The sequence below is a fragment of the Kitasatospora sp. NPDC089509 genome, from assembly GCF_044749365.1.
Classification (GTDB): domain Bacteria; phylum Actinomycetota; class Actinomycetes; order Streptomycetales; family Streptomycetaceae; genus Kitasatospora.
In genome coordinates, this window is record NZ_JBIVHS010000005.1 from 450,938 (window position 1) to 474,645 (window position 23,708).

21 protein-coding genes and 1 pseudogene are annotated in these 23,708 nt (G+C 73.5%); 8 read left to right on the forward strand and 14 right to left on the reverse strand.

All coding sequences use genetic code 11. From position 1 onward, the window contains the following. Positions 1–38 precede the first annotated feature (38 nt). The 3 genes from ACIP4P_RS14215 to ACIP4P_RS14225 form a co-directional block, all read right to left on the reverse strand. Entirely contained in the window at positions 39–1,262 is a 1,224-nt protein-coding gene (locus tag ACIP4P_RS14215; RefSeq protein ID WP_400917729.1) for a cation:proton antiporter, read from the reverse strand. A 168-nt stretch (positions 1,263–1,430) separates the two neighbouring features. After that, positions 1,431–2,762 (reverse strand): NAD(P)/FAD-dependent oxidoreductase, encoded by a 1,332-nt coding sequence (locus ACIP4P_RS14220; protein ID WP_400917731.1) that lies wholly within the window; start codon positions 2,760–2,762, stop codon positions 1,431–1,433. 495 nt (positions 2,763–3,257) lie between these two features. Then, a complete protein-coding gene (locus ACIP4P_RS14225) occupies positions 3,258–4,163 on the reverse strand; it encodes a TIGR01777 family oxidoreductase (RefSeq protein WP_400917733.1) in 906 nt (301 codons plus the stop codon). Between the two features lie 65 nt (positions 4,164–4,228). On the opposite strand from ACIP4P_RS14225, the gene ACIP4P_RS14230 reads away from it, so the two are divergent. Beyond that, positions 4,229–4,729, forward strand: coding sequence for a GNAT family N-acetyltransferase (locus tag ACIP4P_RS14230; RefSeq protein ID WP_400917735.1), 501 nt, complete (start codon positions 4,229–4,231; stop codon positions 4,727–4,729). Positions 4,730–4,826: 97 nt separating this feature from the next. Further along, on the forward strand, positions 4,827–5,912 hold the full coding sequence (locus tag ACIP4P_RS14235; RefSeq protein ID WP_400917737.1) for a DUF2510 domain-containing protein: 1,086 nt from the start codon (positions 4,827–4,829) through the stop codon (positions 5,910–5,912). Between the two features lie 30 nt (positions 5,913–5,942). Here the strand turns inward: ACIP4P_RS14235 and ACIP4P_RS14240 are convergent, their stop codons facing one another. The 7 genes and pseudogenes from ACIP4P_RS14240 to cobU form a co-directional block, all read right to left on the reverse strand. Beyond that, positions 5,943–6,458: a DUF4240 domain-containing protein gene (locus tag ACIP4P_RS14240; RefSeq protein WP_350515873.1), complete on the reverse strand. Its 516-nt coding sequence runs from the start codon at positions 6,456–6,458 to the stop codon at positions 5,943–5,945. A gap of 142 nt (positions 6,459–6,600) precedes the next feature. Beyond that, positions 6,601–8,385 (reverse strand): 2-oxoglutarate dehydrogenase, E2 component, dihydrolipoamide succinyltransferase, encoded by a 1,785-nt coding sequence (gene sucB, locus ACIP4P_RS14245; protein WP_400917739.1) that lies wholly within the window; start codon positions 8,383–8,385, stop codon positions 6,601–6,603. Between the two features lie 76 nt (positions 8,386–8,461). Beyond that, the gene (lpdA, locus tag ACIP4P_RS14250; protein ID WP_350515875.1) at positions 8,462–9,850 is read right to left on the reverse strand and encodes a dihydrolipoyl dehydrogenase; all 1,389 of its coding nucleotides are present in this window, start codon (positions 9,848–9,850) and stop codon (positions 8,462–8,464) included. A gap of 405 nt (positions 9,851–10,255) precedes the next feature. After that, positions 10,256–11,761, reverse strand: coding sequence for a leucyl aminopeptidase (locus tag ACIP4P_RS14255; protein ID WP_400917741.1), 1,506 nt, complete (start codon positions 11,759–11,761; stop codon positions 10,256–10,258). Between the two features lie 256 nt (positions 11,762–12,017). After that, a complete protein-coding gene (locus ACIP4P_RS14260; RefSeq protein WP_400917743.1) occupies positions 12,018–12,809 on the reverse strand; it encodes an adenosylcobinamide-GDP ribazoletransferase in 792 nt (263 codons plus the stop codon). A 128-nt stretch (positions 12,810–12,937) separates the two neighbouring features. After that, entirely contained in the window at positions 12,938–14,053 is a 1,116-nt protein-coding gene (locus tag ACIP4P_RS14265; RefSeq protein ID WP_400917745.1) for a nicotinate-nucleotide--dimethylbenzimidazole phosphoribosyltransferase, read from the reverse strand. Positions 14,054–14,064: 11 nt separating this feature from the next. After that, positions 14,065–14,637, reverse strand: a pseudogene (gene cobU / locus ACIP4P_RS14270) (bifunctional adenosylcobinamide kinase/adenosylcobinamide-phosphate guanylyltransferase); the annotation flags it as partial. A gap of 107 nt (positions 14,638–14,744) precedes the next feature. Here cobU and ACIP4P_RS14275 point away from each other — a divergent pair. After that, positions 14,745–14,945 carry a hypothetical protein gene (locus ACIP4P_RS14275; protein WP_350515879.1) on the forward strand — a complete coding sequence of 67 codons (201 nt, stop codon included), beginning with the start codon at positions 14,745–14,747 and terminating at the stop codon, positions 14,943–14,945. Positions 14,946–14,988: 43 nt separating this feature from the next. Here ACIP4P_RS14275 and ACIP4P_RS14280 read toward each other — a convergent pair whose 3' ends face one another. Together ACIP4P_RS14280 and ACIP4P_RS14285 are read right to left on the reverse strand one after the other, a co-directional pair. Continuing rightward, positions 14,989–15,711 carry a methyltransferase domain-containing protein gene (locus ACIP4P_RS14280; RefSeq protein ID WP_350515914.1) on the reverse strand — a complete coding sequence of 241 codons (723 nt, stop codon included), beginning with the start codon at positions 15,709–15,711 and terminating at the stop codon, positions 14,989–14,991. 197 nt (positions 15,712–15,908) lie between these two features. Further along, entirely contained in the window at positions 15,909–16,502 is a 594-nt protein-coding gene (locus tag ACIP4P_RS14285) for a DUF3043 domain-containing protein (protein ID WP_350515880.1), read from the reverse strand. 301 nt (positions 16,503–16,803) lie between these two features. Between ACIP4P_RS14285 and ACIP4P_RS14290 the strand changes: the two genes are divergently transcribed. Further along, on the forward strand, positions 16,804–17,613 hold the full coding sequence (locus ACIP4P_RS14290; RefSeq protein ID WP_350515881.1) for a PspA/IM30 family protein: 810 nt from the start codon (positions 16,804–16,806) through the stop codon (positions 17,611–17,613). 34 nt (positions 17,614–17,647) lie between these two features. Then, positions 17,648–17,947: a hypothetical protein gene (locus ACIP4P_RS14295; RefSeq protein ID WP_350515882.1), complete on the forward strand. Its 300-nt coding sequence runs from the start codon at positions 17,648–17,650 to the stop codon at positions 17,945–17,947. Positions 17,948–18,028: 81 nt separating this feature from the next. Here the strand turns inward: ACIP4P_RS14295 and nadA are convergent, their stop codons facing one another. Next, positions 18,029–19,213: a quinolinate synthase NadA gene (gene nadA / locus ACIP4P_RS14300; protein ID WP_400917748.1), complete on the reverse strand. Its 1,185-nt coding sequence runs from the start codon at positions 19,211–19,213 to the stop codon at positions 18,029–18,031. 220 nt (positions 19,214–19,433) lie between these two features. On the opposite strand from nadA, the gene ACIP4P_RS14305 reads away from it, so the two are divergent. The 3 genes from ACIP4P_RS14305 (at position 19,434) to ACIP4P_RS14315 (ending at position 22,582) form a co-directional block, all read left to right on the forward strand. Further along, entirely contained in the window at positions 19,434–20,357 is a 924-nt protein-coding gene (locus ACIP4P_RS14305; RefSeq protein ID WP_400917750.1) for an NADP-dependent oxidoreductase, read from the forward strand. Between the two features lie 168 nt (positions 20,358–20,525). After that, positions 20,526–20,990 (forward strand): Lrp/AsnC family transcriptional regulator, encoded by a 465-nt coding sequence (locus ACIP4P_RS14310; protein ID WP_363436151.1) that lies wholly within the window; start codon positions 20,526–20,528, stop codon positions 20,988–20,990. Positions 20,991–21,214: 224 nt separating this feature from the next. Next, a complete protein-coding gene (locus tag ACIP4P_RS14315; RefSeq protein WP_400917752.1) occupies positions 21,215–22,582 on the forward strand; it encodes a pyridoxal phosphate-dependent decarboxylase family protein in 1,368 nt (455 codons plus the stop codon). A gap of 75 nt (positions 22,583–22,657) precedes the next feature. Here ACIP4P_RS14315 and ACIP4P_RS14320 read toward each other — a convergent pair whose 3' ends face one another. Further along, the gene (locus tag ACIP4P_RS14320; protein WP_350515886.1) at positions 22,658–23,521 is read right to left on the reverse strand and encodes a GNAT family N-acetyltransferase; all 864 of its coding nucleotides are present in this window, start codon (positions 23,519–23,521) and stop codon (positions 22,658–22,660) included. Positions 23,522–23,708: the final 187 nt, after the last annotated feature.

Consider the following 23,708-nt stretch of genomic DNA (forward strand, 5'->3'; position numbering starts at 1 on the left):
GGTCAACCGGGCCGGGCCGGGCCACCGGGGCCGGGAGCTCACCAGCTCTCGGCCCGGACCCTCGGCTGCCCGGAGTCCGCGGCCGCCGGCCGCGCCCCGCCCCGCACCCGCTGCGCCACCAGCGGGAACACCAGGACCGAGAGCATCCCGGCGCCGACCAGCGCCGCCGCCGTCGAGGACGGCAGGTGCCCGGCCTCCACCTCGATCGTGGTGATCACCACGACCAGCGGCAGCGCCGTGGCCCCGTACAGCCCGAGCGCGGCCCGGTCCCGCCGGGCGAGCCCGGCCGGGGCGAGCAGTGCCGCCGGCCCGCCGCGCACGGCGAGGAACAGCAGCAGGAACACCGGGACGAGCAGCAGCGTGCCGGGGTCGTCCAGCAGCGCGTCCAGGTCGAACTTCATCCCGCTGACCACGAAGAAGATCGGCACCAGGAAGCCGAAGCCGATGCTCTCCAGCTTGGCCTCGATCACGTCCTCCTCGGCCTGCCGGATGCCGGCCAGCAGCAGCCGGGAGACGATCCCGGCGGTGAAGGCGCCGAGCAGCATGTCCAGGTCGAGCCAGAGCGCGGCCGCCACCATCACGGCCAGCACCAGGATCACCGCCCGGACCGCGAACTGCCCGGAGGTGCGCAGGGTGCGTTCGATCAGCCGGGTGGCCCAGGCCGGGCGCGGCCGGCGGGCGCCGAGGACGGCGACGGCGGTGATCACCGCGAAGGCGCCGAGGATGACCGCGGTCCGGGCGGGGGAGTTGCCGCTGAGCAGCACGGCGATCGCGATGATCGGCCCGAACTCGCCGACCGCGCCGGTGGCCATCACCAACGAGCCGAAGGGGGTGGGGAGTTCGCCGGAGTCGCGGAGGATCGGCAGGATCGTGCCGAGCGCGGTGGTGGTGATCGCGAGCCCGGCGAAGGCGCCGTTCCACGGGTCCCGGTTGATCAGCGCGCCCACGCCGAGGGCCGCGACGAGCGAGACCAGCCACGCGGTGCCCGCCCGTTTCAGCGGGCCGCCGCGCAGCTTGGCGAAGTCGATCTCGTACCCGGCCAGGAACATCAGTATGGCCAGGCCGAACTGGGACAGCGCGTCCACCAGGTCGTCGACGTGCGCCCAACCCAGGACGTCCGGGCCGATCAGGACGCCGAGCACGATCTCGAACACCACGGTCGGTACGGCGATCCACCGCAGCAGCCGGTCGGCGAGCAGCGGCGCGGCGACGGCTGCGGCGGGGATCAGGATCAGCGCCACCGGCTGGGCGGAGGCGCTCACCTCGAAACCGGCTGAACAGCAGAAATCATCCGATGAACGGTCAGAACGCACATGCGGGAATCCTGGCACGCCGTCGGTCTGTCACCCCGGCAGACCGCTGGTGTGTCCGTCCTCCCGTACGGCCGCCCCGCGCTGCGCCGCCCTCGGCCGCCCCGCGCCGCGCCGGCCTCAGGCCGCCGCCTCGGCCCCCCGCGCGCCGGCCGGCACCCCGAGGTCGCCCAGCACCGCCTTCGCCGCCCGCCGCCCGGAGACCAGCGCGCCCTGCACGGTGCTGGTGTCCCGGTGGTCCCCGGCGACGTACAGCCCGGCCAGCAGCCGCACCGGACGGCGGGGGTTGTGCGGCGGCGGCATCGCCGGCAGCGCGTCCGGGACGTGCCGCACGCTGAGGAACTGCCAGTCCGCGGTCGGGACGCCGTACAGCTCGGCGAGCCGGGCCCGGACGGCCGGTTCCAGTCCGGCCGGGCCGCCCGCGTCGAAGGCGCGCCGCCCGAGCACGGTGCTGGCGATCAGCGCCTGTCCGGCCGGGGCGTAGGACGGGTGCAGCTCGCTGAGCACCAGCGAGTGCGAGACCAGCGACGGGTGCCCGTTCGGCCGGTCGGCGTCGAGCAGCAGCACGGCCTCGCCGATCGGGGCGCGGTCGGCCGCGTGGAAGAAGGTGGTGACGGAGTGGAAGTCCGGCAGCCGCAGTCCGGGCAGCAGTTCGGCGGCGGAGCGGGCGTCGGTGGCGACCACCACGGCCTGGGCGCCGATCCGCCCGTGGGCGAGGGTCTCCACGCCGTCGGCGCCGATCGCGGTGACCCGCACGCCGGTCCGCACGGTGCCGACGGGCAGTGCGGCGGCCAGCTGGGCGGGCACGGCCGCGATCCCGTCGGCGGGCAGACAGAGCCGGCCGCGGGCGTAGGAGCGCAGTACCAGGTCGGCGATCCGGCTGCTGGTGCCGAGGGTCGGATCGCTGAGCAGTGCGCCGAGCAGCGGCCGCAGGAAGCCGTCGACGGTGCGCGGGGCGAGCCCGTGGCCGGTGAGCGCGCGGGCGGCGGTGGTCTCCGGCCGGGCCAGCAGCCGACCGGCCGGGGTGGTGGCGATCCGGCCGAGCCAGCTGCCGAGCCGGGCCTTGTCCAACGGGCTGCCGAGCGGGGCCCGGAGGGCGGCCTGTCGGGCGGCGGTGAGCTGCGGGTCCCCGGCGCGGTAGCGGCGGCCGGCGTTGTGCACGAGTACGCCGGGCGCGAGCGGGCGCAGGTCCAGGCGGTCGAGGTCGAGCGTCCGGCGCAGCTCGGGGTAGGCGGTGTTGAGCAGGTGGCTGCCGTCGTCGAGGCGGAAGCCGTCGAGTTCGCGGGTGGCCATCCGGCCGCCGATCCGGTCGGTGGTCTCCAGCACCTGGACGGTGAGGCCGTGGCCGGTGAGCGCGCGGGCGGCGGCCAGGCCCGCGAGGCCGGCGCCGACCACGACGACGTCCGGGTCGGACGGGCGGCGGGCGCGGCGGGTGAAGTCGTACGTGGGCACTGGGGTGCTCCCTCCCTGGTCCCGGGGCTCCGGCCGACGCAGGCAGCGGGGTGCCGGGACACGGTCCGAGGAAGGTGATGCCCAGTCGGTGTGAGCGTCAGACAAGTGCGATGGACCGGATGCGGGGCTCGCGAGGGGTTGTGCAGCGCCGGGCGGGGGCGCGGTCACGGACAGTGCGCCGTGGTGGCCGGGTTACCGGGTCGGCGGGCGCGTACGGTCACCGGGGGCGTGCGACGCGCCCGCCATGTGCTCCCGTGCGCCCCCTCTCCAAGCCCCTCCCCGGGCCCCTCCGACCCCCGCCCGGCATATGCCCCTGGCCAGGGCGAATGCCGTACGGGGACTACGCAGAACGCTGCGTCGCAGGGTCACCGGAGGGGTCGCACCACCGTTCCCGGCGGCCTCCCGGACCCCGCCCGCGCGTCACCGGACCCCATGCGCGCGTCACCGGACCCACCCGAGCACCGCGCCCCAGGAGGCCTCAGACCTCACGGGGTGTCACAGCGCCGCCCGCACCACCGAGTCCAGGTCCGGGTGCGCGAACCGGAAGCCCGCCTCCAACAGTCGCCGCGGCACCACCCGGTGGCTGCCGACCACCTCGACCGCCAGCTCCCCGAGTACCGCCTTGAGCACGGCCTCGGGCACCGGGAACGGCGTCGGCCGCCGCAGCGCCCGGCCGAGCGCGGCGGTCAGCTCGGCGTTGGTGGCCGGCTCCGGCGCGGTGAGGTTGAAGGCGCCGGAGAGGTCGTCCCGGTCGAGCAGGAAGCGCAGCGCCGCCACCTCGTCGGCCAGCGAGAGGTAGCTCCAGTACTGCCGTCCGCTGCCGAGCCGGCCGCCCAGTCCCAGCTTGAACAGCGGGAACAGCCGTCCGCCCGCACCGCCCGCGGCGGAGAGCACCATCCCGGTGCGTGGGTGGACGACCCGGATCCCGGCCCGCTCGGCCGGCCGGGCGGCCGCCTCCCACTGCACGCAGACCTCGGCCAGGAAGTCGTCCCCGGCGGGGGAGTCCTCGTCGATCACCTGGTCGCCGGTCTGCCCGTACCAGCCGACCGCGGAGGCGCTCAGCAGCACCTTCGGCGGCTCCTTGAGCGCCGCCAGCGCGACGGCGAGCGTCTCGGTGCCGTACACCCGGCTCTCCCGGATCTCCCGCTTGTAGGAGTCCGTCCAGCGGCGGTCGCCGACCCCGGCGCCGGCCAGGTGCACCACCGCCCCGACCCCGGCGAGCCCGTCCCGGTCGACCTCGCCGAGCAGCGGGTTCCAGCCGATCGCGGTGCTGCCGTCGGGCTGCGGCCCGGTCCTGGAGCGGTGCCGGACCAGCCGGACCACCTGGTGGCCGTCCGCCAGCAGGGAGCGGACGAGCGCCGAACCGATCAAACCCGTGGAGCCTGTGACAGCGATGCGCATGGGCCCATCCTCGCAGCTCTTATCGCCCGTCACCTTTCGCATGTGCCCCGTTAGCATCATGCGCCATGACCCGCGAAGACGATCCGATCATCCGCCCGGCCCGCCCCGAGGACGAGCACGCACTCGCCGCGCTCAACCGTGCCACCTGGTCCCCCCTCTCCGAGGTCTCCCCGCGGCCGTCCGCCGAGGAGGGCGTCTTCGACGAGCGGCACACCCCCGACCAGTACCTGCTCGCCGTCCTGGACGGCCGGGTCGTCGGCTACGTCCGCCAGGTCCCGGCGACCCCGCTGGAGTGCAACCGGCACGTCCGGCAGATCCAGGGCCTGGCCGTGGACGATTCGGCGCGCGGCCGGGGCCTCGGCCGCCGGCTGGTCGAGGCGGCCTGTGCGGCGGCCCGGGCCGGCGGCGCCCGCCGGATGACCCTCCGGGTGCTCGGCTGGAACGCCCCGGCCCGTCGGCTGTACGAGAGTTGCGGCTTCGCGGTCGAGGGCGTGCTGACCGAGGAGTTCCTGATCGACGGACGGTACGTGGACGACGTGTGGATGGCCCGCCGACTGGTCGGCTGAACCCGTAAGCGAACTGACGCATCGTCAGTTCCGGCGGTGCAGAGTCGTGACGTAACCGCGCTGTCTGGGACGGGGATCCGCCGGGTACCGTACGCCCGTGAGCAACTCGACGCCTCCCGGGTGGTACCCGGTCCCCGGTGCGGACGGCACCCCCGGTCACGAGCGCTGGTGGGACGGCAACGCCTGGACCGCCGAGCTCCGGCCGCTCCAGGGCGGTGCCGGACAGCTCGCCGACGCCCCGACCCAGCCCTGGCAGCCGCCGGCCGGCCAGCCGCCGCAACAGGGCTACGGCTACCCGGCGCAGAGCGGCTCGCCCGGCTACGGCTACCCGGCCCAGGACGCGGTCCAGTCCGCCGGCTACGGCTACCCGGGCCAGGCCGGCTACCCGGGGGGCCAGGCCGGCTACCCCGGCCAGGAGGCCTACCCGGGCGCCGGCTACGGCTACCCGCCGCCGGCCGCCCCCAGGAACCGGACCGGCCTGATCGTCGGCATCTCGGTCGCCGTGCTGGCCGTCGGCGGTCTCGTCGTCGGACTGGTGGTCAACAACGGCGGGGACGACAAGGCCGGCCCGACCCCGAACCCCACGGTCACCATCACCCAGAGCGACAGCCCGCAGCCGAGCCCCACCCCGACCCTGCCGACGCCGACCGTCCCGGCCCCCAAGCCGGTCCCCACCCTCAAGAGCACCGTCCCGGACCCCCAGCACGCGATCACCGTCCCGGTGTTCGACGGCTGGGACGCGGGGGCCAACTCCGCGAAGTCCACCGTCTACCTCGGCAGCGGCCGCTACACCTGCGCCGACGGCAACTCCTGCATCCGCGGCCAGTTCTCGGTCCAGAAGGACACCGCCCAGGGCGACACCCCCAAGGCCGCCTCCGACGCCGCGATGCCGGCCTACGCCGGGACGATCTTCACCGGGATCACCTCGCACACCGACTCCGGCTCCGGCTACGTGAGCGTCGCCGGTGTGCTCGGCTACGCCACCCGCTGGCACATCCGCACCTCGGACGGCACCCAGGGGTACGTCCTGCTGGCCGCCGTCCCGGCCAAGGGCGGCGGCTACGTGGTCTTCGAGGGCGGTGTGGACGACGACCCGGCCGCACCGGACGCCTCGGTGCTGGACCAGATCCTCAAGGGGATCAAGCAGGACGGCTCGGCGGCCTCCCCCGGCACCAGCACCTGAGGCGCGGCGACGAACCCTGGTGGGTAGGCCCTAGTCCCCGTACCGCTCCCAGAGCTTGGGGAAGCGTTTCGCCATCACGTCCGGATCCTCGAAGTCCAGCGCCGTCCCGGCCGGCCGTCCCGGCTGCCGCCCGCCCACGTCGGGCAGCGGCAGCCCGGTGAGCTGCTCGTACGCCTCGTCGGCGGCGAAGCCGAGGTCCTCCGCCTCGCCGTCCTCCTCCTCGTCGAACTCGGGCAGCAGGTCGGCGAGGTCGTCCGGCTCGGCCAGCCCGCCCTCGAAGACCTCCCGGCCCTGGCCGATCAGCCAGCAGCGGAAGTAGTCGAAGGAGTCCTCGGAGGCGCCGCCCAGCAGCAGGTTGGCCGCACCCCACAGGTCGTGCCGGTAGGCGCGCTGGAACCGCGCCTCGAACAGCCGGGCGAAGTCGATCACGTCGTCCGGGGTCAGCTGGACCAGCTGTTCCACCAGCCTGTCGGCCTGTTCGTCGGGGTCGCCGTCGGCGGCCTCCCAGGTGTCGTCGATGATCTGCCAGAAGTCGGTCTCGTCCATCACCGCTCAAGCATCCCTGTTCCGTCGTCTCCACGCATGCCATGACCCGGCGGAATCCGCACCCCGGGAACGCCGGAGCCCCGCGCTGTCCGGGGACGGCGCGGGGCTCCGGTACGACCGCAGTCACTTCCGCGGCAGTGCCTTACAGGCCGAGCTCGACCTCGAACTCGCCGGCCTCCAGGATCTCCTTGACCGCGACCAGGTAGCGGGCGGCGTCGGCGCCGTCCACCAGGCGGTGGTCGTAGGAGAGCGAGAGGTAGGTCATGTCACGGATGCCGATGGCGGTGCCGCCGTCGGCCTCGATGACGACCGGGCGCTTGACGGTGGCGCCGATGCCCAGGATGGCGGCCTGGTTCGGCGGCACGATCACGGTGTCGAACAGCGCACCGCGCGAGCCGGTGTTGCTGATGGTGAAGGTCGCACCGGACAGCTCGTCCGGGGTGATCTTGCTGTCGCGGACCTTGGCGGCCAGCTCGGCGGTCTTCTTCGAGATGCCGGCGATGTTGAGGTCGCCCGCACCCTTGATGACCGGGGTCATCAGACCCTTCTCGGAGTCCACCGCGATACCGATGTTCTCGGTGTCGAAGTAGGTGATGGTGCCCTCGGCGTCGTTGATCCGCGCGTTGACGACCGCGTGGACCTTCAGGGCCTGGGCGGCGGCCTTCACGAAGAACGGCATCGGGGAGAGCTTGACGCCCTCGCGGGCGAGGAAGCCCTCCTTGGCCTTGGCGCGCAGCGACATGATCTTGGTGACGTCCACCTCGACCACGCTGGTCAGCTGGGCCTGCTCGTGCAGGGCCTTCATCATGTTGTCGCCGATGACCTTGCGCATGCGGGTCATCTTGACCGTCTGGCCGCGCAGGGCGGACGGCGCGGCGGCGGCCTTCGGCGCAGCGGCCGGGGCGGCGGCGGCGACCGGGGCCGGAGCGGCCTTGGCGGCCTCCGCGGCGGCGATGACGTCCTGCTTGCGGATGCGGCCGCCGACGCCGGTGCCGGCGACGGAGGTCAGCTCCACGCCGTGCTCGGCGGCGAGCTTGCGCACCAGCGGGGTGACGTAGGCGTCACCGCTGTCGGCCACCGGGGCGGCCGGGGCGGCGGCCGGGGCCGGAGCGGCAACCGGAGCCGGAGCGGCAACGGGGGCCGGAGCGGCGACCGGGGCAACCGGAGCCGGGGCAGCGACCGGAGCGGGAGCGGCAACCGGAGCCGGAGCGGCAACGGGGGCCGGAGCGGCGACCGGGGCAACCGGGGCCGGGGCGGCGACCGGAGCGGGAGCGGCAACCGGGGCCGGAGCGGCGGCGGCCGCACCCGGGGCACCGATCAGCGCGAGCTGGGCGCCGACCTCGGCGGTCTCGTCCTCGCCGACCAGGATCTTGACGACGACACCGGCGACCGGCGACGGGATCTCGGTGTCGACCTTGTCGGTGGAGACCTCGAGCAGCGGCTCGTCGATCTCGACCGTCTCACCCTCGGCCTTCAGCCAGCGGGTGACGGTGCCCTCGGTGACCGACTCGCCCAGCGCGGGCAGCAGCACCGGGGTGGCGTCGCCGGCCGGAGCGGCCGGAGCAGCCGGGGCGGCAACGGGGGCCGGAGCAGCGACCGGAGCCGGAGCGGCAACCGGGGCCGGAGCGGCGGCAACGGGAGCCGGAGCGGCCTCGACCACGGGGGCCGGGGCGGCGACCGGGGCGCCGGTGCCGTCGTCGATGATCGCCAGCTCGGCGCCGACCTCGACGGTCTCGTCCTCGCCGACCTTGATCGAGGAGAGGATGCCGGAAGCCGGGGCCGGGATCTCGGTGTCGACCTTGTCGGTCGAGACCTCGAGCAGCGGCTCGTCGACCTCGACACGCTCACCCTCGGCCTTCAGCCAACGGGTGACGGTGCCCTCGGAAACGCTCTCGCCCAGCGCGGGCAGTGTTACTGAGACCGCCATGGTTTCAGCGACTCCTATCAAGTCTTGCGTACGGGAAGTACGGGAAGTACCGGAAAAGGGGGGGTGGTGGGCGCGATCAGTCGTGCGCGTGCAGCGGCTTGCCGGCCAGCGCCAGGTGCGCCTCGCCCAGGGCCTCGGACTGGGTCGGGTGCGCGTGGATCAGCTGCGCGACCTCGGCCGGCAGGGCCTCCCAGTTGTAGATCAGCTGGGCTTCGCCGACCTGCTCGCCCATGCGGGCGCCGACCATGTGGACGCCGACCACGGCGCCGTCCTTGACCTGGACGAGCTTGATCTCGCCGGCGGTCTTCAGGATCTTGCTCTTGCCGTTGCCGGCCAGGTTGTACTTCAGGGTGACGACCTTCTCCTTGCCGTACAGCTCGACGGCCTTGGCCTCGGAGATGCCGACGGAGGCGACCTCCGGGTTGGAGTAGGTCACCCGCGGGACGCCGTCGTAGTCGATCGGCATCGGCTTGAGGCCGGCCAGGCGCTCGGCGACCAGGATGCCCTCGGCGAAGCCGACGTGGGCGAGCTGCAGGGTCGGGGCGAGGTCGCCGACGGCCGAGATGGTGGGCACGTTGGTGCGCATGTACTCGTCGACCAGGACGTAGCCGCGGTCCATCGCGACGCCGTTCTCCTCGTAACCGAGGCCGGCCGAGACCGGGCCGCGGCCGATGGCGACGAGCAGCAGGTCGGCGTCGATCTGCTTGCCGTTCTCGGTGGAGACGCGGACACCGGACTCGGTGTACTCGACGCCCGAGAAGCGGGCCTTCAGCTCGAACTTGATGCCGCGCTTGCGGAAGGCGCGCTCCAGCAGCTTGGAGGAGTTCTCGTCCTCCAGCGGGACCAGGTGCGGCAGCGCCTCGACGATGGTGACCTCGACGCCGAAGGACTTCCAGACCGAGGCGAACTCGACGCCGATGACGCCGCCACCGAGGATGACGACCGACTTCGGGATCCGGTCGAGCTTCAGGGCGTGGTCGGAGGAGATCACGCGGTTGCCGTCGATCTCCAGGCCCGGGATCGAGCGCGGCACCGAACCGGTGGCCAGCACGATGTGGCGGCCTTCGATGCGCTGGCCGTTCACGTCGACCGAGGTCTGCGAGGAGAGCTTGCCCGCGCCCTGGATGAAGGTGACCTTGCGGGACGCCACCAGGCCCTGGAGGCCCTTGTACAGGCCGGCGATGACGTCGTCCTTGTACTTGTGGACGCCGTTGATGTCGATGCCCTGGAAGGTGGCCAGCACGCCGAACTCGGCGGCCTCCTTCGTCTCGTCCGCGATCTCGGCGGCGTGCAGCAGGGCCTTGGTCGGGATGCAGCCGCGGTGCAGGCAGGTGCCGCCCAGCTCACCCTTCTCGACCAGGGCGACGCTCAGACCCAGCTGAGCGGCGCGGAGCGCCGCGGCGTAACCGCCGCTTCCGCCTCCGAGAATGACTACGTCGAAAACGGTGCTGGCGTCGTTCGCCACGTCACGTCCTCCATGCAATGGGGTGGGTCGCCGGGCCGGTCGCGGTCCGGTGGGTCGGAAGCCTTTGTGGGGCGCCCAGTCGTGCCGGAAATACATCTTCGCACTTGTTCGCGGTAGCTGATGTCCGGGTCCACCCCAGGGGTGGTCCACGGAGTGGTCACCGGGGCGGGAACACCCCCGACGGAAGGGCATCATTGCAGCTCAAGGCCCTGTTGACAGCCGCCGGACGGGCGTCTTCCGCGGTGTTCGGGGCCGCCTCTTCCGCAGTGCGGAACAAAGTTTCGCCCGTGGCGAACAAGGGTGCGGTGGGGTGTTCGGGTCTACTCGCCGGTAACCCTCCGGGAACGCCGACGGGGGCCCGGCGCACACGCGCCGGGCCCCCGTCACGGGCTCAGGGCCGGAGGATCAGGCCTTGCCGTTGGCCGCGGTCTGCTCCGCGAACCGGACCAGGGTGCGCACCGCGCTCGCGGTGCCGCCCTTCGGGGTGTAGCCGAACGGGGCGCTCTCGTGGAACGCCGGGCCGGCGATGTCCAGGTGCGCCCAGTCGATGCCCTCGGCCACGAACTCCTTCAGGAACAGACCGGCCACCAGGCCGCCGCCCATCCGCTCGCCCATGTTCGCCAGGTCGGCGATGGTCGAGTCGGTCATGCCCTTCTTCAGCTCGGCCGGCAGCGGCATCGGCCAGGACTGCTCGCCGACCTCGCCCGCGAGGGTGTGCAGGTTCTCGCGCAGCTCGTCGTTGTTGGCCATCACGCCGAAGGTGCGGGTGCCCAGGGCCAGCACCATGGCGCCGGTCAGGGTCGCCACGTCGACGATGACGTCCGGGTTCTCCTCGCCGGCCTTCACGATCGCGTCGGCCAGCACCAGGCGGCCCTCGGCGTCGGTGTTCAGGACCTCGACGGTCTTGCCGCCGTACATGCGCAGCACGTCACCCGGGCGGGTGGCGGTGCCGGACGGCATGTTCTCGGCCAGCGCCAGCCAGGCGGTCACGTTGACGACCAGGCCGAGCCGCTTGGCGGCGACCACGGCGGCGAACACGGCGGCGGCGCCGGCCATGTCGCACTTCATGGTCTCGTTGTGGCCGGCCGGCTTCAGCGAGATGCCGCCCGAGTCGTAGGTGATGCCCTTGCCGATGAACGCCAGCGAGGCCTTCGCCTTCGGGTGGGTGTAGGCCACCTTCACCAGCCGCGGCGGGTTGGCCGAGCCGGTGCCGACGCCCAGCAGGCCGCCGAAGCCGCCCTTGGTCAGCGCCTTCTCGTCCAGCACCTCGACCTTGAGGCCGTGCTCCTTGCCGGCCGCCTGGGCGATCGCGGCGAAGCTCTTCGGGTTCAGGTCGTTCGGCGCGGCGTTGACCAGGTCGCGGGCGCGGTTCATCTCCTCGCCGATCGCGGCGGCCCGCTCCACGGCGGCCTTGGCGTCCTTGCTGCCCTTGCGGGCGGTCAGCACGACCAGCTCGCCGACCGGCTCCTTGCCGGCGCCGTTGGCCTTGTACGTGCCGTAGGAGTACGAGCCGAGCAGGCCGCCCAGCGCGACCGCCTCGACCTCCTCCGCGGACTCGACCGGCAGGGCCAGCGCGGCCTTCTTGACGCCGGCCAGGGTGCGGGCGGCGACACCGGCGGCGCGGCGCAGCGTCTCCAGGTCGTAGCCGGTCTCGGGGGCCTCGCCGAGGCCGACCGCGAGCACGAGCGCGGCCTTCAGGCCGGCGGGGGAGGCCACCTTGGCGGTCTCGCCCTCGGCGCCGGTCGCGCCCAGGGTGCCGAGGATCTCGGCCAGCTTGCCCTCGAACGCCTCGTTGACGGCCTCGGCGCCGGGGGCCAGCACAATGCCCTTGGGGCCCTTCGCGACACCGACCACCAGGGCGTCCGCGCGCAGGGAGGCGGCGGAGGAGGTGCTCACAGACAATGCAGTCACGTAATGCGTCCTGTTCTTTCGGGGTCCACGGCCGGTCGCGGCGTGACTGCCGAACCGGCGCAGCCCGCCGTCAAGGACCGTCCGTCCGACGGGCCCTGCGGGTCCGGGCCCCCTGGCGCGCGCGTCCGCCGGAGCGGCCGCGCACACCAGAGGACCCGGCTCCTCGGTGCGCCGGGCGGGCAGGACCTGCGACGGTGCAGGGCTGCGGTGCTTCACGCATGGTAGTCCGCATGCTGGTATCACGCGCCGCCCGGTGTCAGCCGAGCAACGCCAGGGCGATCAGCGTCCCGGTCGCGGCGGTCTCCGCCATCGCGCCGAGCACGTCCCCGGTGATCCCGCCGAACCGGCCGACACACCGCCCGAGCAGCAGCCGGGCGCAACCGAGGCCGAGCACAACGGCCAAGGGGAGACGAAGGGCTGACCAGCCGTCGAACGCTCCGACCGCGGCCAGGGCGAGCGCGGCGAGGGCCGTCCCGGCCGCGGCCCCGGCGGGTGTGACGGTGCCCGCCACCATCGCCCCGAGCCCACCCGGGCGGGCGGCCGGCACCGACCGCCGACAGCCCCAGGCGAGCGCGCAGCGCGCGGACACCGCCGAGGCGAGCACCGCGAGCGCGCCGCGCGTCGTCGAGTGCCCGAACTGACCGGCCAGCGCGGCGACCTGGGCCAGCAGCACCAGCAGCAGGGTCAGGACGCCGAACGGGCCGATGTCGGACTGCTTCATGATCCGCAGCGCGTCCTCGGCCGGCTTGCCGCTGCCCAGCCCGTCGGCGACGTCCGCCAGGCCGTCCAGGTGCAGACCCCTGGTCAGCGCGGCCAGCACCCCGACCGCCGCCACCGCACCGAGCGATCCGCCCGCCCGCCAGGCCACCAGGGCCCCGACGACGGCCGCGATCCCGCCCAGCACCGCCCCGACCACCGGAGCCGCCGTCATCGCCCGGCCCCCCGCCGCCCGGTCCCAGCGCTCCACCCGCACCCGCAGCACCGACAGCGTCCCGAACGCGAACCGCAGCCCCTCGCCCCACGTCGCCCGCTCGCCGCCGCCGGCCATCGCTCCCACTCCTCCAGCACACCCGAACCGCACCGACAGAAACCCCGCGCCCGCCCGGGCCGCACCCGGGCAAACAGAATCCCCGCGCCCCGACGGGGGCGCGGGGAACCGCGCGGGCCGGACCGGGTCTAGAGCCGCCGCAACAGATCGGCCGCCGACGGCAGCTTCGGCTGCTCCTTCGGCGCCGACGGCACGAACGGCCGCGGTGCCTCGTCCGCGAGCGCGTCGCCCGCCGCCTGGAGCAGCGGCAGCGCGAGCACCGCGCCGACGCCCTCGCCCACCGTGATCCCCTGGTCCTGCAGCGGCGTCAGGGTCAGCCGGTCGTACGCCTTCGCCTGGGCCGGCTCACCGCTGGACTGCCCGGCCCGCCACCACTCCGGCGCCCGGAAGGCGATCCGCTGCGCGACCAGCGCGCAGGCCGAGGAGACCACGCCGTCCAGCACCACCGGCAGTCGGCGGACGGCGGCCTGGAGCAGGAAGCCGGTGATCGCCGCGAAGTCGGCCCCGCCGGTGGCGCCGAGCAGCGCCAGCTGGTCGCCGAGCACCGGCCGGGCCCGCCGCAGCGAGTCCCGGACGGTGGCGCACTTGACCATCCAGACCCGGTCGTCGATGCCCGAGCCGCGCCCGCACACCGCCGCCGCGTCCGTCCCGCACAGCGCGCCGACCAGGACGGCGGCCACCGTGGTGGAGCCGACCCCGAGGTCGCCGAGCAGCACCAGGTCGGTGCCGGAGTCGGCCTCCTCGTCGGCCACCGCCATGCCGGCCCGGAAGGCCCGGACGGTCTCCTCCGGGGTGAGCGCGTCCTCGACGTCGATCCGGCCGGAACCGCGCCGGATCCGGTGGGCGACCACCTCGTCCGGGAAGTCCGCCGGGTCGACGTCCACCGCGACGTCGACCACCCGCAGTTCGGCGCCGTAGCGCGAGGCCAGTCGGGCCACCGGGGCGCTGCCGTCGAGCACGGCCCGCACCCGGGCCGCGGTGCCGCCGGCGGCGGGCAGCCGGGAGACGCCGAGCGCGGCCACGCCGTGGTCGGCGGCGAACAGCAGCACCTTGGGCGCCGAGACCGGCCGCACCGGGGAACGCCCCTGTACGGACGACAGCCAGCTGCCCAGCTCCTCCAGCTTGCCGAGGCCGCCACGCGGCCGCCCGGCTTCCTGCCAGCGTTCCTCGGCGGCCCGCCGGGCGCTGTCGTCGGGGCGCTCGACGAGCGAGGAGAACGTATCGAGATCCACGGTCGTGTCCATCGTCCGGAAGGCTACACGCCGCAGGTGTGCGGGCTCGGCTTGACCGTCAGAACCTGTCCGGCGACGACCAGCTGCACCCGCTCCGAGGCGTCCGCCACGGCCATGTTGAGCCGGCCCAGGGTGTCCCGGAACCGCCGTCCGGCGGCGGTGGCCGGCACCACGCCCATGCCGACCTCGTTGCTCACCGCGACGGCGGTCCGCGAGGTGTTCGCCCAGGCCACGGCCAGTGCCTCGCAGCGGCGCTGCACCGCGGCCTCGCCGCCGGCCGCCCAGGTGGCGTCGTCCCAGGCCCCGCACTCGTCCATCACGGCGGTCAGCCACAGCGCCAGACAGTCGATCAGCACCGGCGCCCGGTCCGCGTCGTCGGCCAGCACGGCCTCCAGGTCGCAGGTCTCGGCGGTGCGCCAGCCGGCCGGGCGGCGCACCCGGTGCAGCTCGACCCGCTGGGCCCACTCGGCGTCGCCGTCCCTGGTCCCGCCGGTGGCCACGTACAGGACGTCGGGGTGCGCGCCGAGCAGCTGCTCGGCGCGGGTGGACTTGCCGGAGCGCGCGCCGCCGAGCAGCAGCGTGCGGGGGAGCGGGGGGTGGGTCGCCATGCCGTCCATCCTGCCCGACAGGCATACGGAAGATCGGGCCGGGCAGGCTATGGTGCGCAGCACACAGCAGGCAGCGTCAGTGGGAGGAGCCGGGCATGGTCTGGACGTGGCGGTACGAGAAGACGGACGGCACTGCGGTGACGCCGAGCCTGGCCCAGGAGGAGTTCGCCGGCCAGGGGGACGCCGAGACCTGGATCGGGGAGACCTGGAAGCAGCTCGCCGAGGAGGGCGTGGACACCGCGGTCCTGCTGGAGGACGGCACCAAGATCTACGGGATGAGCCTGCACGAGGGCTGACCTCGCCGCGGGGCTGATCCCCGCACGAGCGGGCGAGTGACCGCTACTTCGCCCCGAACACGTGCAGCAGCGCCGCGACCTGCCGGTACGGGTCGGTGCGGGCGGCCCGGTCCTCGGCCTCCAGCAGCTGGGCCAGCTGCCGCCCGTCCACCGGCGGGGCCGCGTCGTCGGGGGCGTTGTCGGTGAAGACCCGGACGCCGTACCAGTGCCGCAGCGGCACCGACACCTCGGAGAGGGTGACGGTCAGGTCGGCGAGCCGGTCGGCGCGGGCGGCCAGCCCGAGCCGGTTGTAGTACCGGTCGCTCTCGAAGGCGTGCAGGGTGGCCCGCCAGTCCCCGGCGGCGGCGGGCCGCAGCGCCAGCGCGTCGCGGTTGCGGACCAGCAGCGAGAGCAGCCCGCCGGGCGCCAGCAGCCGGGCCAGCGAGGCGATCATCGGATCGGGGTCGGGCAGGTACATCAGGACGCCGTGGCAGAGCACCACGTCGAAGCTGCGCGGGCCGAACCAGCGCCCGCACTGGTGGCTGTCGCCGCTGAGCAGCTGCATCCGGCCGCGCACCTCGGGCGGCTCCTCGGCGAGCGCCCCCTGGGCGACGCCGAGCGCGACCGGGTCGGAGTCGATCCCGGTGACGTAGTGTCCCGCCCGGGCCAGCCGCAGGGCCTGGGTGCCCTGCCCGCAGCCGATGTCGAGGACGCGCTGCCCGGTGCGGCCGGCCAGCTGCTCGGCGAGCTGCCGGGAGACCAGCTCCTGCCGGACGAAGTCGCGCAGTCCGCCGAGCCGGTCGAGCCAGGCGCCGGTGCCGCCGGCGAAGGAGCCGCTGCGGGAGGGCAGCTTGCGCTCCTGGCCGAGCCGGTCGTGGCCGCCGCCCCCCTGACCGGGGAGCCCGCTGCCCTGTCCGGGAAGTGCGTAGAGGCCGGGCCCCTCCCAGGACGGCGGGGCCCAGCCGGAGTCCACCGGTTCGGCGGTCAGGGCTTCTCTCCGCGCCGCACCTGCGGCTTGGGCAGGCGCAGCCGGCGCATCTGCAGGGTGCGCATGACGCCGTAGGCGACGGTGCCGCGGGTGTTCTGCCCGGCGAAGCGCTCGGCGAGCTGCTTGCGCAGGCCGAAGCCGAGGCGGACGAAGTCCAGGATGACCAGGACGAAGAACAGCAGGAACAGCAGCGTGGACAGCAGCTGCAGGGCCGGCACCTTGACGATGCTGAGCACCAGGATGACCACGGCGGCCGGCAGGAAGAACTCGGCGAGCGACCAGCGGGAGTCCACGTAGTCGCGGGCGAACTTGCGCACCGGGCCCTTGTCACGGGCCGGCAGGTGGCGCTCGTCGCCGTCGATCAGCGCCTGGCGCTGCTTCTCGCGCTCGACCCGCATCCGGTCGCGGGCCTGGCGGGAGGCCTCCTTGCGGTCCTTGGGCACGGTCACCCGGGTGCGCCGGCTGGCCTCGGCCTCACTGCGCTTGGGGGTGGGTCGGCCCTTCTTGGCCTGCGGGTCGCGGACCTGGGGCGTCTCGTCCTCCAGCACGGTGGCGGAGGCGGCGGCATCATCTGAACGGCGTCGGAACACACCACCAGCGTACGGGGTGCGCGGCCGCGACCACGGGTCCCCTCGGACCCAAACGCATATCGATCCGTCCGGTCGTGTCCCGACCCGGGTCGCCCGGGCTCTTCCCGTAGGGGATCAATCGGATGGACTATGGGGAGGATGAGAAGCGGATCCACCCGGGGGATGAGGATCCGACGCTGGTCGCTGTAGCAGTCTTGTTGCAGGCAGGTGCACTGCGGCGATGGGCTCGCTGCACATACACTCGTCGTGTCTGGTAACGAGATTTAAGACCGCAGGCCGGAGAAGGGGGCACCCGAGGCCCATGAGCGACGGAATCATGAAGCGTATGGGGCTGATCTTCCGCTCCAAGGCGAACAAGGCCTTGGACCGGGCGGAGGATCCGCGTGAGACGCTCGACTACTCGTACCAGAAGCAGCTCGAACTGCTGCAGAAGGTACGGCGTGGCGTGGCGGACGTCGCGACCTCGCGCAAGCGCCTGGAACTCCAGCTGACCCAGCTCCAGCAGCAGTCCGCGAAGTACGAGGACCAGGGCCGCAAGGCGCTGTCCCTCGGCCGCGAGGACCTTGCGCGCGAGGCGCTGACCCGCAAGGCCAACATGCAGTCCCAGATCAACGATCTGGAGACGCAGTACCAGGCCCTGCAGGCTGAGGAGGAGAAGCTCACCCTCGCCTCCCAGCGCCTCCAGGCCAAGGTGGACGCCTTCCGCACCAAGAAGGAGACCATCAAGGCCACCTACACCGCGGCGCAGGCCCAGACCCGCATCGCCGAGTCCTTCTCCGGCATCTCGGAGGAGATGGGCGACGTCGGCCTGGCGATCCAGCGTGCCGAGGACAAGACGGCGCAGATGCAGGCCCGGGCCGGTGCGATCGACGAGCTGCTGGCCTCCGGCGCGCTCGACGACGCCAGCGGTCTCGGCCGCAAGGACGACATCGAGGCCGAGCTGGAGCGGGTGGCCGGCGGTTCCGACGTCGAGCTGGAGCTGGCCCGGATGAAGGCCGAGCTGTCCGGTGGCCCCGCCGCCGGTCCGGCCGCGATCGAGCAGGGCAAGCCGGCTCAGCAGCCGCAGGACGCCCACCCGCAGGACACCCCGCGCATCAACTACAACAAGTGAGCTGAACGCACCCACGAACCAGGAGAAGCGCAGCATGATCATGAGGGTCATGGGTGAGGGGCAGTACGAGGTGGGCGAGGACCACCTGAACCTGCTCAACCAGCTCGACGACGAGCTGCTCACCGCTGTGGAGTCGGGCGATGAGGACAGCTTCCGGCAGGCCTACGGCAAGCTGCTGGGCGCCGTGAAGCAGTACGGCACCCGGCTGGCGGACGACTCGCTGGAGCCGTCCGAGCTGATCCTGCCGAGTGCCGAGGCGACCCTCGACGAGGTCCGGGCCCTGCTGCTGTCCGAGGGCGAGGGCGTCATCCCGGGGTTCCCCGAGTACGAGTAGCCGCGCGGCCGCTGCCAGACGAAAGGGCGGGTCCCCTCCAGTGGGAGGGGACCCGCCCTTTCGTCGTTCTCCGGCTCCGGGCTACGGCAGGGCCAGCATCCGGTCCAGCGCGGCCTTGGCGTACTTCTCGGTCTCCGCGTCGACGGTGATCACGTTCGGCACCCGGCCCTCGACCAGCGACTCCAGCGCCCAGACCAGGTGCGGCAGGTCGATCCGGTTCATGGTCGAGCAGAAGCAGACCGTGCGGTCCAGGAAGACGATCTCCTTGTCCGGGTGCGCCTTGGCGAGGCGGCGGACCAGGTTCAGCTCGGTGCCGATGGCCCACTTGGAGCCGGGCTCGGCGGCGTCCAGCGCCTTGATGATGTACTCGGTCGAGCCCACCATGTCGGCGGCCGCGACGACCTCGTACTTGCACTCGGGGTGCACCAGGACGGTCACGCCGGGGATCCGCTCGCGGACATCGTTCACCGAGTCCACGCTGAACCGGCCGTGCACCGAGCAGTGGCCGCGCCAGAGGATCATCTTGGCGTCCCGCAGCTGCTCGGCGGTCAGGCCGCCGTTGGGCTTGTGCGGGTTGTACAGGACGCAGTCGTCGAGCGAGAGGCCCAGGTCCCGCACGGCGGTGTTCCGGCCGAGGTGCTGGTCGGGCAGGAAAAGCACCTTCTGGCCCTGCTCGAACGCCCACTCCAGGGCGCGCTGGGCGTTGGAGGAGGTGCAGATGGTGCCGCCGTGCTTGCCGGTGAAGGCCTTGATGTCGGCGGAGGAGTTCATGTACGAGACCGGGACGGTGACGTCGGCTATGCCGGCGTCGGTCAGCACGTCCCAGCACTCGGCGACCTGCTCGGCGGTGGCCATGTCGGCCATCGAGCAGCCGGCCGCGAGGTCCGGCAGCACGACCTGCTGGTCGTCACCGGTGAGGATGTCCGCGGACTCGGCCATGAAGTGCACGCCGCAGAAGACGATGTACTCGGCCTCGGGGCGGGCCGCGGCGTCGCGGGCGAGCTTGAAGGAGTCGCCGGTGACGTCGGCGAACTCGATCACCTCGTCGCGCTGGTAGTGGTGGCCGAGGATGAAGACGCGGTCGCCGAGGGCGGCCTTGGCGGCCCGGGCGCGATCGACGAGGTCGGGGTCGGAGGCCGCCGGGAGGTCGCCGGGGCATTCGACGCCGCGCTCGCTGTTCGGGTCGGCCTCCCGGCCGAGCAGCAGCAGAGCGAGCGGCGTCGGAGTGGGGTCGACGCCGTGGGTCTCGGTGATGGTGGTGGTCACGGGCGGGTGCCCTTCTGTGCGGCCGAACCAGCGGTGGGGCCTTTTCGTCTATCTGACACTATCTATTCTAACCGGTTAGCGTCAGAGTGACGATGGCCATCCTGTCGATGTGACGAGAACCGCTCTGCGGATCGGGCCCCTGGCGTGGCCGGATAGCCAATTCGGGGGGGTCGGCCGTGGCCGAATCGATATTTCGAAGCCTCCGGGTATCTCTGAGCCCATGAAAGCAATCGCGATCAACCGCTACGGCGGCCCCGAGGTGGTCGAGTACACCGACCTGCCCGACCCCAAGGTCGGCCCCGACTCCGTGCTGGTGCAGGTCCGGGCGGCCGGGGTGAACCCGGTGGACTGGAAGGTCCGGGACGGCGCCCTGGACGGCCTGCTGGACGCGCACTTCCCCCTGGTCATGGGCTGGGACGTGGCGGGCGTGGTCCGTGCGGTCGGCGGCGGGGTGACCGAGTTCGCCCCGGGCGACGAGGTGTACGGCTACGTCCGCAAGGACGCGGTGGAGCACGGCACCTACGCCGAACTGGTCTCCGCCCCGGTCCGCACCCTGGCCCGTCGGCCCGCCGCGCTGGACTGGGCGCAGTCCGGCGGCCTGCCGCTGGCCGGGCTCACCGCGCTGCAGAGCCTGAACGCGCTGGGGCTGGCGGCGGGGGAGACCCTGCTGGTGCACGCCGCGGCCGGCGGGGTCGGCCACCTGGCCGTCCAGCTCGCCCGGGCCCGCGGCGCCCGGGTGATCGGCACCGCGGGCGAGCGCAACCACGACTACCTGCGCGGCCTCGGCGCCGAGCCGGTCGCGTACGGCGAGGGCCTGGCCGAGCGGGTCCGCGCACTCGCCCCGGACGGGGTGGACGCGGCCCTGGACCTGGTCGGCCGCGGCGCCGTCCAGGTCTCGGCCGAGCTGGTGGCCGACCCGGCCCGGATCGCCTCGATCACCGACTTCGGGGTCAAGGCGCTGGGGGGCCACTACGTCTGGGTCCGCCCGGACGCGGCCGGACTGGCGGAGCTGGCCGCGCTCGCCGACGAGGGCCGGCTGACCGTCACCGTCGCCTCCACCTTCCCGCTGGCGCAGGCGGCCTCCGCCCAGGCGCTCAGCGCCGAGGGACGCACCCGGGGCAAGATCGTGCTCCTGGTGGACTGAGCGCGCCGGGTGGGCAGACGGTCTTCTCGCCGTCATCTGTCGGCGATGAACTGGTTCAGGTCATCCGCCAGAATGGGTGGCGAACCGTTTCGGCAAGAGCGGCAGTGCCAGCGCCGCCGCGCCGGGACGCCCCCTCGCCCCCCGCACGACCCGTGGAGCCCCGCACCGATGACCAGCAGCCGAGCGCACGAGGTGATCGGGGCGGACCTCGACGAGACCGACCGCCAGCTCCTCGCCCGCCTCGGCAGCGACGGCCGCGCCTCCTACGCCGAGATCGGCCTCCAGGTGAACCTCTCCGCCACCGCCGTGCGCCGCCGGATCGACCGGCTCCGGGCGCGCGGCGTGGTGCGGGGCTTCACCGTGGTGCTCGACCCGGCCGTGCTCGGCTGGCAGACCGAGGCCTTCGTCGAGGTCTACTGCCGGGAGCGCACCGCCCCCGAGGAGATCCTCGCCAGCCTGAGACAGTTCCCCGAGGTGATCGCCGCCTGGACGGTCACCGGCGACCCGGACGCCCTGGTGCACCTGCGGGCCGCCGACATGCGCCACCTGGAGGCCGTCATCGAGCGGATCCGGCGCGAGCCCGGCGTCCAGCGCAGCCGCTCCTCGGTGGTCCTCTCCCAGCTGATCGGCTGACCGCCGGCCCGCCCCCGCCCCGCCCCCGTATCGGACCCGTCAAGGTCGGCGCAGGAATCCTGCGCCGACCCGTCCGAACACGCCCGAAACCTGCCTGACCAGCCGCGTTCCGACGCGCGGCGAGGCCGCCCCGCTGCCTACGCTGATCACGTCCGGTCAGTGCGGTGAGGTCCTCCTGTCGCGAGCGGACCGCCCCCCGACACCCACAGCCGAGAGGGACAGCCGTGTCCGCAGCACCCGACCGCATGCACCGGCCCGACAACGAACTGGTCGACCTGGTTTTCGACTACATGCGGGACCGGCTGCAGTACGACCCCGTCCCGCTCGACCACCCCGGTGACGGCGAGCACCTGCGCACCCAGCTGGCCGGCCTGCTCAACCAGGACGGCAACGCCCCGGCCGACGTGCTCAAGCTGTACGACCACGAGCTGTCCCGCGCGGTCATCTCCGCCGACAGCCCCCGCTACCTGTCCTTCATCCCGTGCGCCCCGACCAAGGCCGCGCTGCTGTTCGACATGGTCGTCTCCTGCGCCTCGCTGCAGGGCATCTCCTGGCTGGAGGCGGCCGGCGCCATCGCCGCCGAGAACCAGGTGCTGCGCCTGATAGCCGACCGGGCCGGGCTGCCCGCCTCGGCCGGCGGCTGCTTCGTCTCCGGCGGCTCGGCGGGCAACCTGTCCGCCCTGGTGGTCGCCCGCGACACCGCCCGCCGCAAGCTCGGCGTCGGCCCGGAGGCCCGGCTGCGGATCGCCGTCGCCGACCAGGTGCACTCCTCGGTCAAGAACACCTTCAACATCATCGGCGTCGAGGCCTTCAAGGTCCCGACCGTGGACCGCCGCTTCACCGGCGAGGCGCTGCGTGCCGCCCTGGCCGCCGACCCTCACCCCGAGACGGTGATCGCCGTCGTCGGCACCGCCGGCACCACCAACGAGGGCATCGTCGACGACCTGGCCGGCCTGGCCGAGGTCGCCCGCGAGCGGGACCTGTGGTTCCACGTGGACGGCGCCTACGGCGGCGCGGGCCTGTTCGCCCCGTCGGTGCGCGAGCGCTACAACGGCATCGAGCACGCCGACTCCTTCGTGGTCGACCCGCACAAGTGGCTGTTCGCCCCCTTCGACTGCGCCGCGCTGATCTACCGCAACCCGCAGCTCGCCCGCGCCGTGCACACCCAGGACGCCTCCTACCTGGACGTCCTGCACACCGAGGGCGACGAGTGGAACCCCACCGACTACGCCTACCACCTGACCCGGCGCGCCCGCGGCCTGCCGCTCTGGTTCTCGCTGGCCGTGCACGGCGTCCAGGCCTACACCGACGCCATCGAGACCGGTCTCCAGCTGGCCCGGGACACCGCCCAGCTGATCCGCGACACCGAGCACCTGGAGCTGCTGTTCGACCCGCAGCTCTCCGCCGTCTGCTTCAAGCGCACCGGCTGGACCAACGACGACTACTACCGCTGGTCGCAGCAGCTGCTCGCGGACCAGATCGGCTTCGTCACCCCGACCGGCTGGGACGGCGAGACGGTCGCCCGCTTCGCCTTCCTGCACCCGGGCACCACCATGGAGATGGTCCGGGAGATCCTGGACACCATGGCCTGATCGGGCCCGTCGTCCGTCCGCACGGCCCCGCCGGTCCACCCGGCGGGGCCGTACGCACCTCCGGGGCCGCACGCCCTACAGGAACGCCCCGCTCGGCAGGTACGGCGCCGGCGGCCGCATCCCGCGCACCCCGACGAAGCCGGCCGTCTCCGGGGTCAGCCCGACCTCCAGCCCGACGTCCAACGCCCACTCCTGCTCGGCGGTCAGGTACTCCACCCGCGCCTCGACCCCGTCCGGCACCCGGGCCAGCGCCTCGCGCAGCAGCCGGGCCGCGATCCGCTTGCTGGTGGCCGCCAGCAGCCGCACCACCCCGCCGTCCCGGTAGCAGTAGCCGCTGCCGGCCAGCGCGTCGGCGACCAGCAGCTCCTCGAAGTGCCCCAGCATCAGTTCGTGGTCCGGGCCGTGCGCGGACCCGCGCAGCCGCCGGTCCACCGAGTCCAGCAGGTGCAGGTGGGTGGCGTTGCCGCGGTGCACCGGGATGTCGCCCGGGTCGATCAGCCCCTCCCGGTCCACCCGGCCGGTCAGCCGCATCGCCGGGTGCAGGGTGAAGCCGGCCAGCCGGTAGCGGCGGGCCGCCGCCGGGGAGCCGGAGACGCAGACCATCCCGCGCAGGCAGCCCCCGGCGTGCGCCAGGGCCCGTTCGAACAGCAGCCGGCCGACGCCCCGGTCCCGCGCGGTCGGCCGGACCGCGAACAGTGACGGCATCCACAGGCCCTCGCGACGCATCGACAGCACCACCCCGACCGCCTGCCCGCCGCTCTCCGCCAGCCAGCAGCCCCCGGGGTCGGTGCGCGCCAGGTGCCGGGTCCGGGCCAGCTGCAGCGGCGTCGGCCGGGGCGGCCGCGCGGGGTCGTCGGACGGTGCGGCGAACGCGGCGAGGGACACCTCCTGGACGACCTCCGCGTCCGCTGCGGTGTCCCTGACCTGGCGAAGGATCATGCCGCCCATCCTGGCGTCCGGGGGGCGGCCGTGGGGCCCGTTCGCCCGGATCCGTACCGCGGGCGGTGCCCGCTCCGCCGCGGTTGTGCGAGCATGGGGAGGTAGAGGCCCGGGTGACACGCCCGGCCCACGGAGAACCAGGCGTCGAGCAGGCCGCAGAAATCCATCGCCGACCGGGAAATGAAAC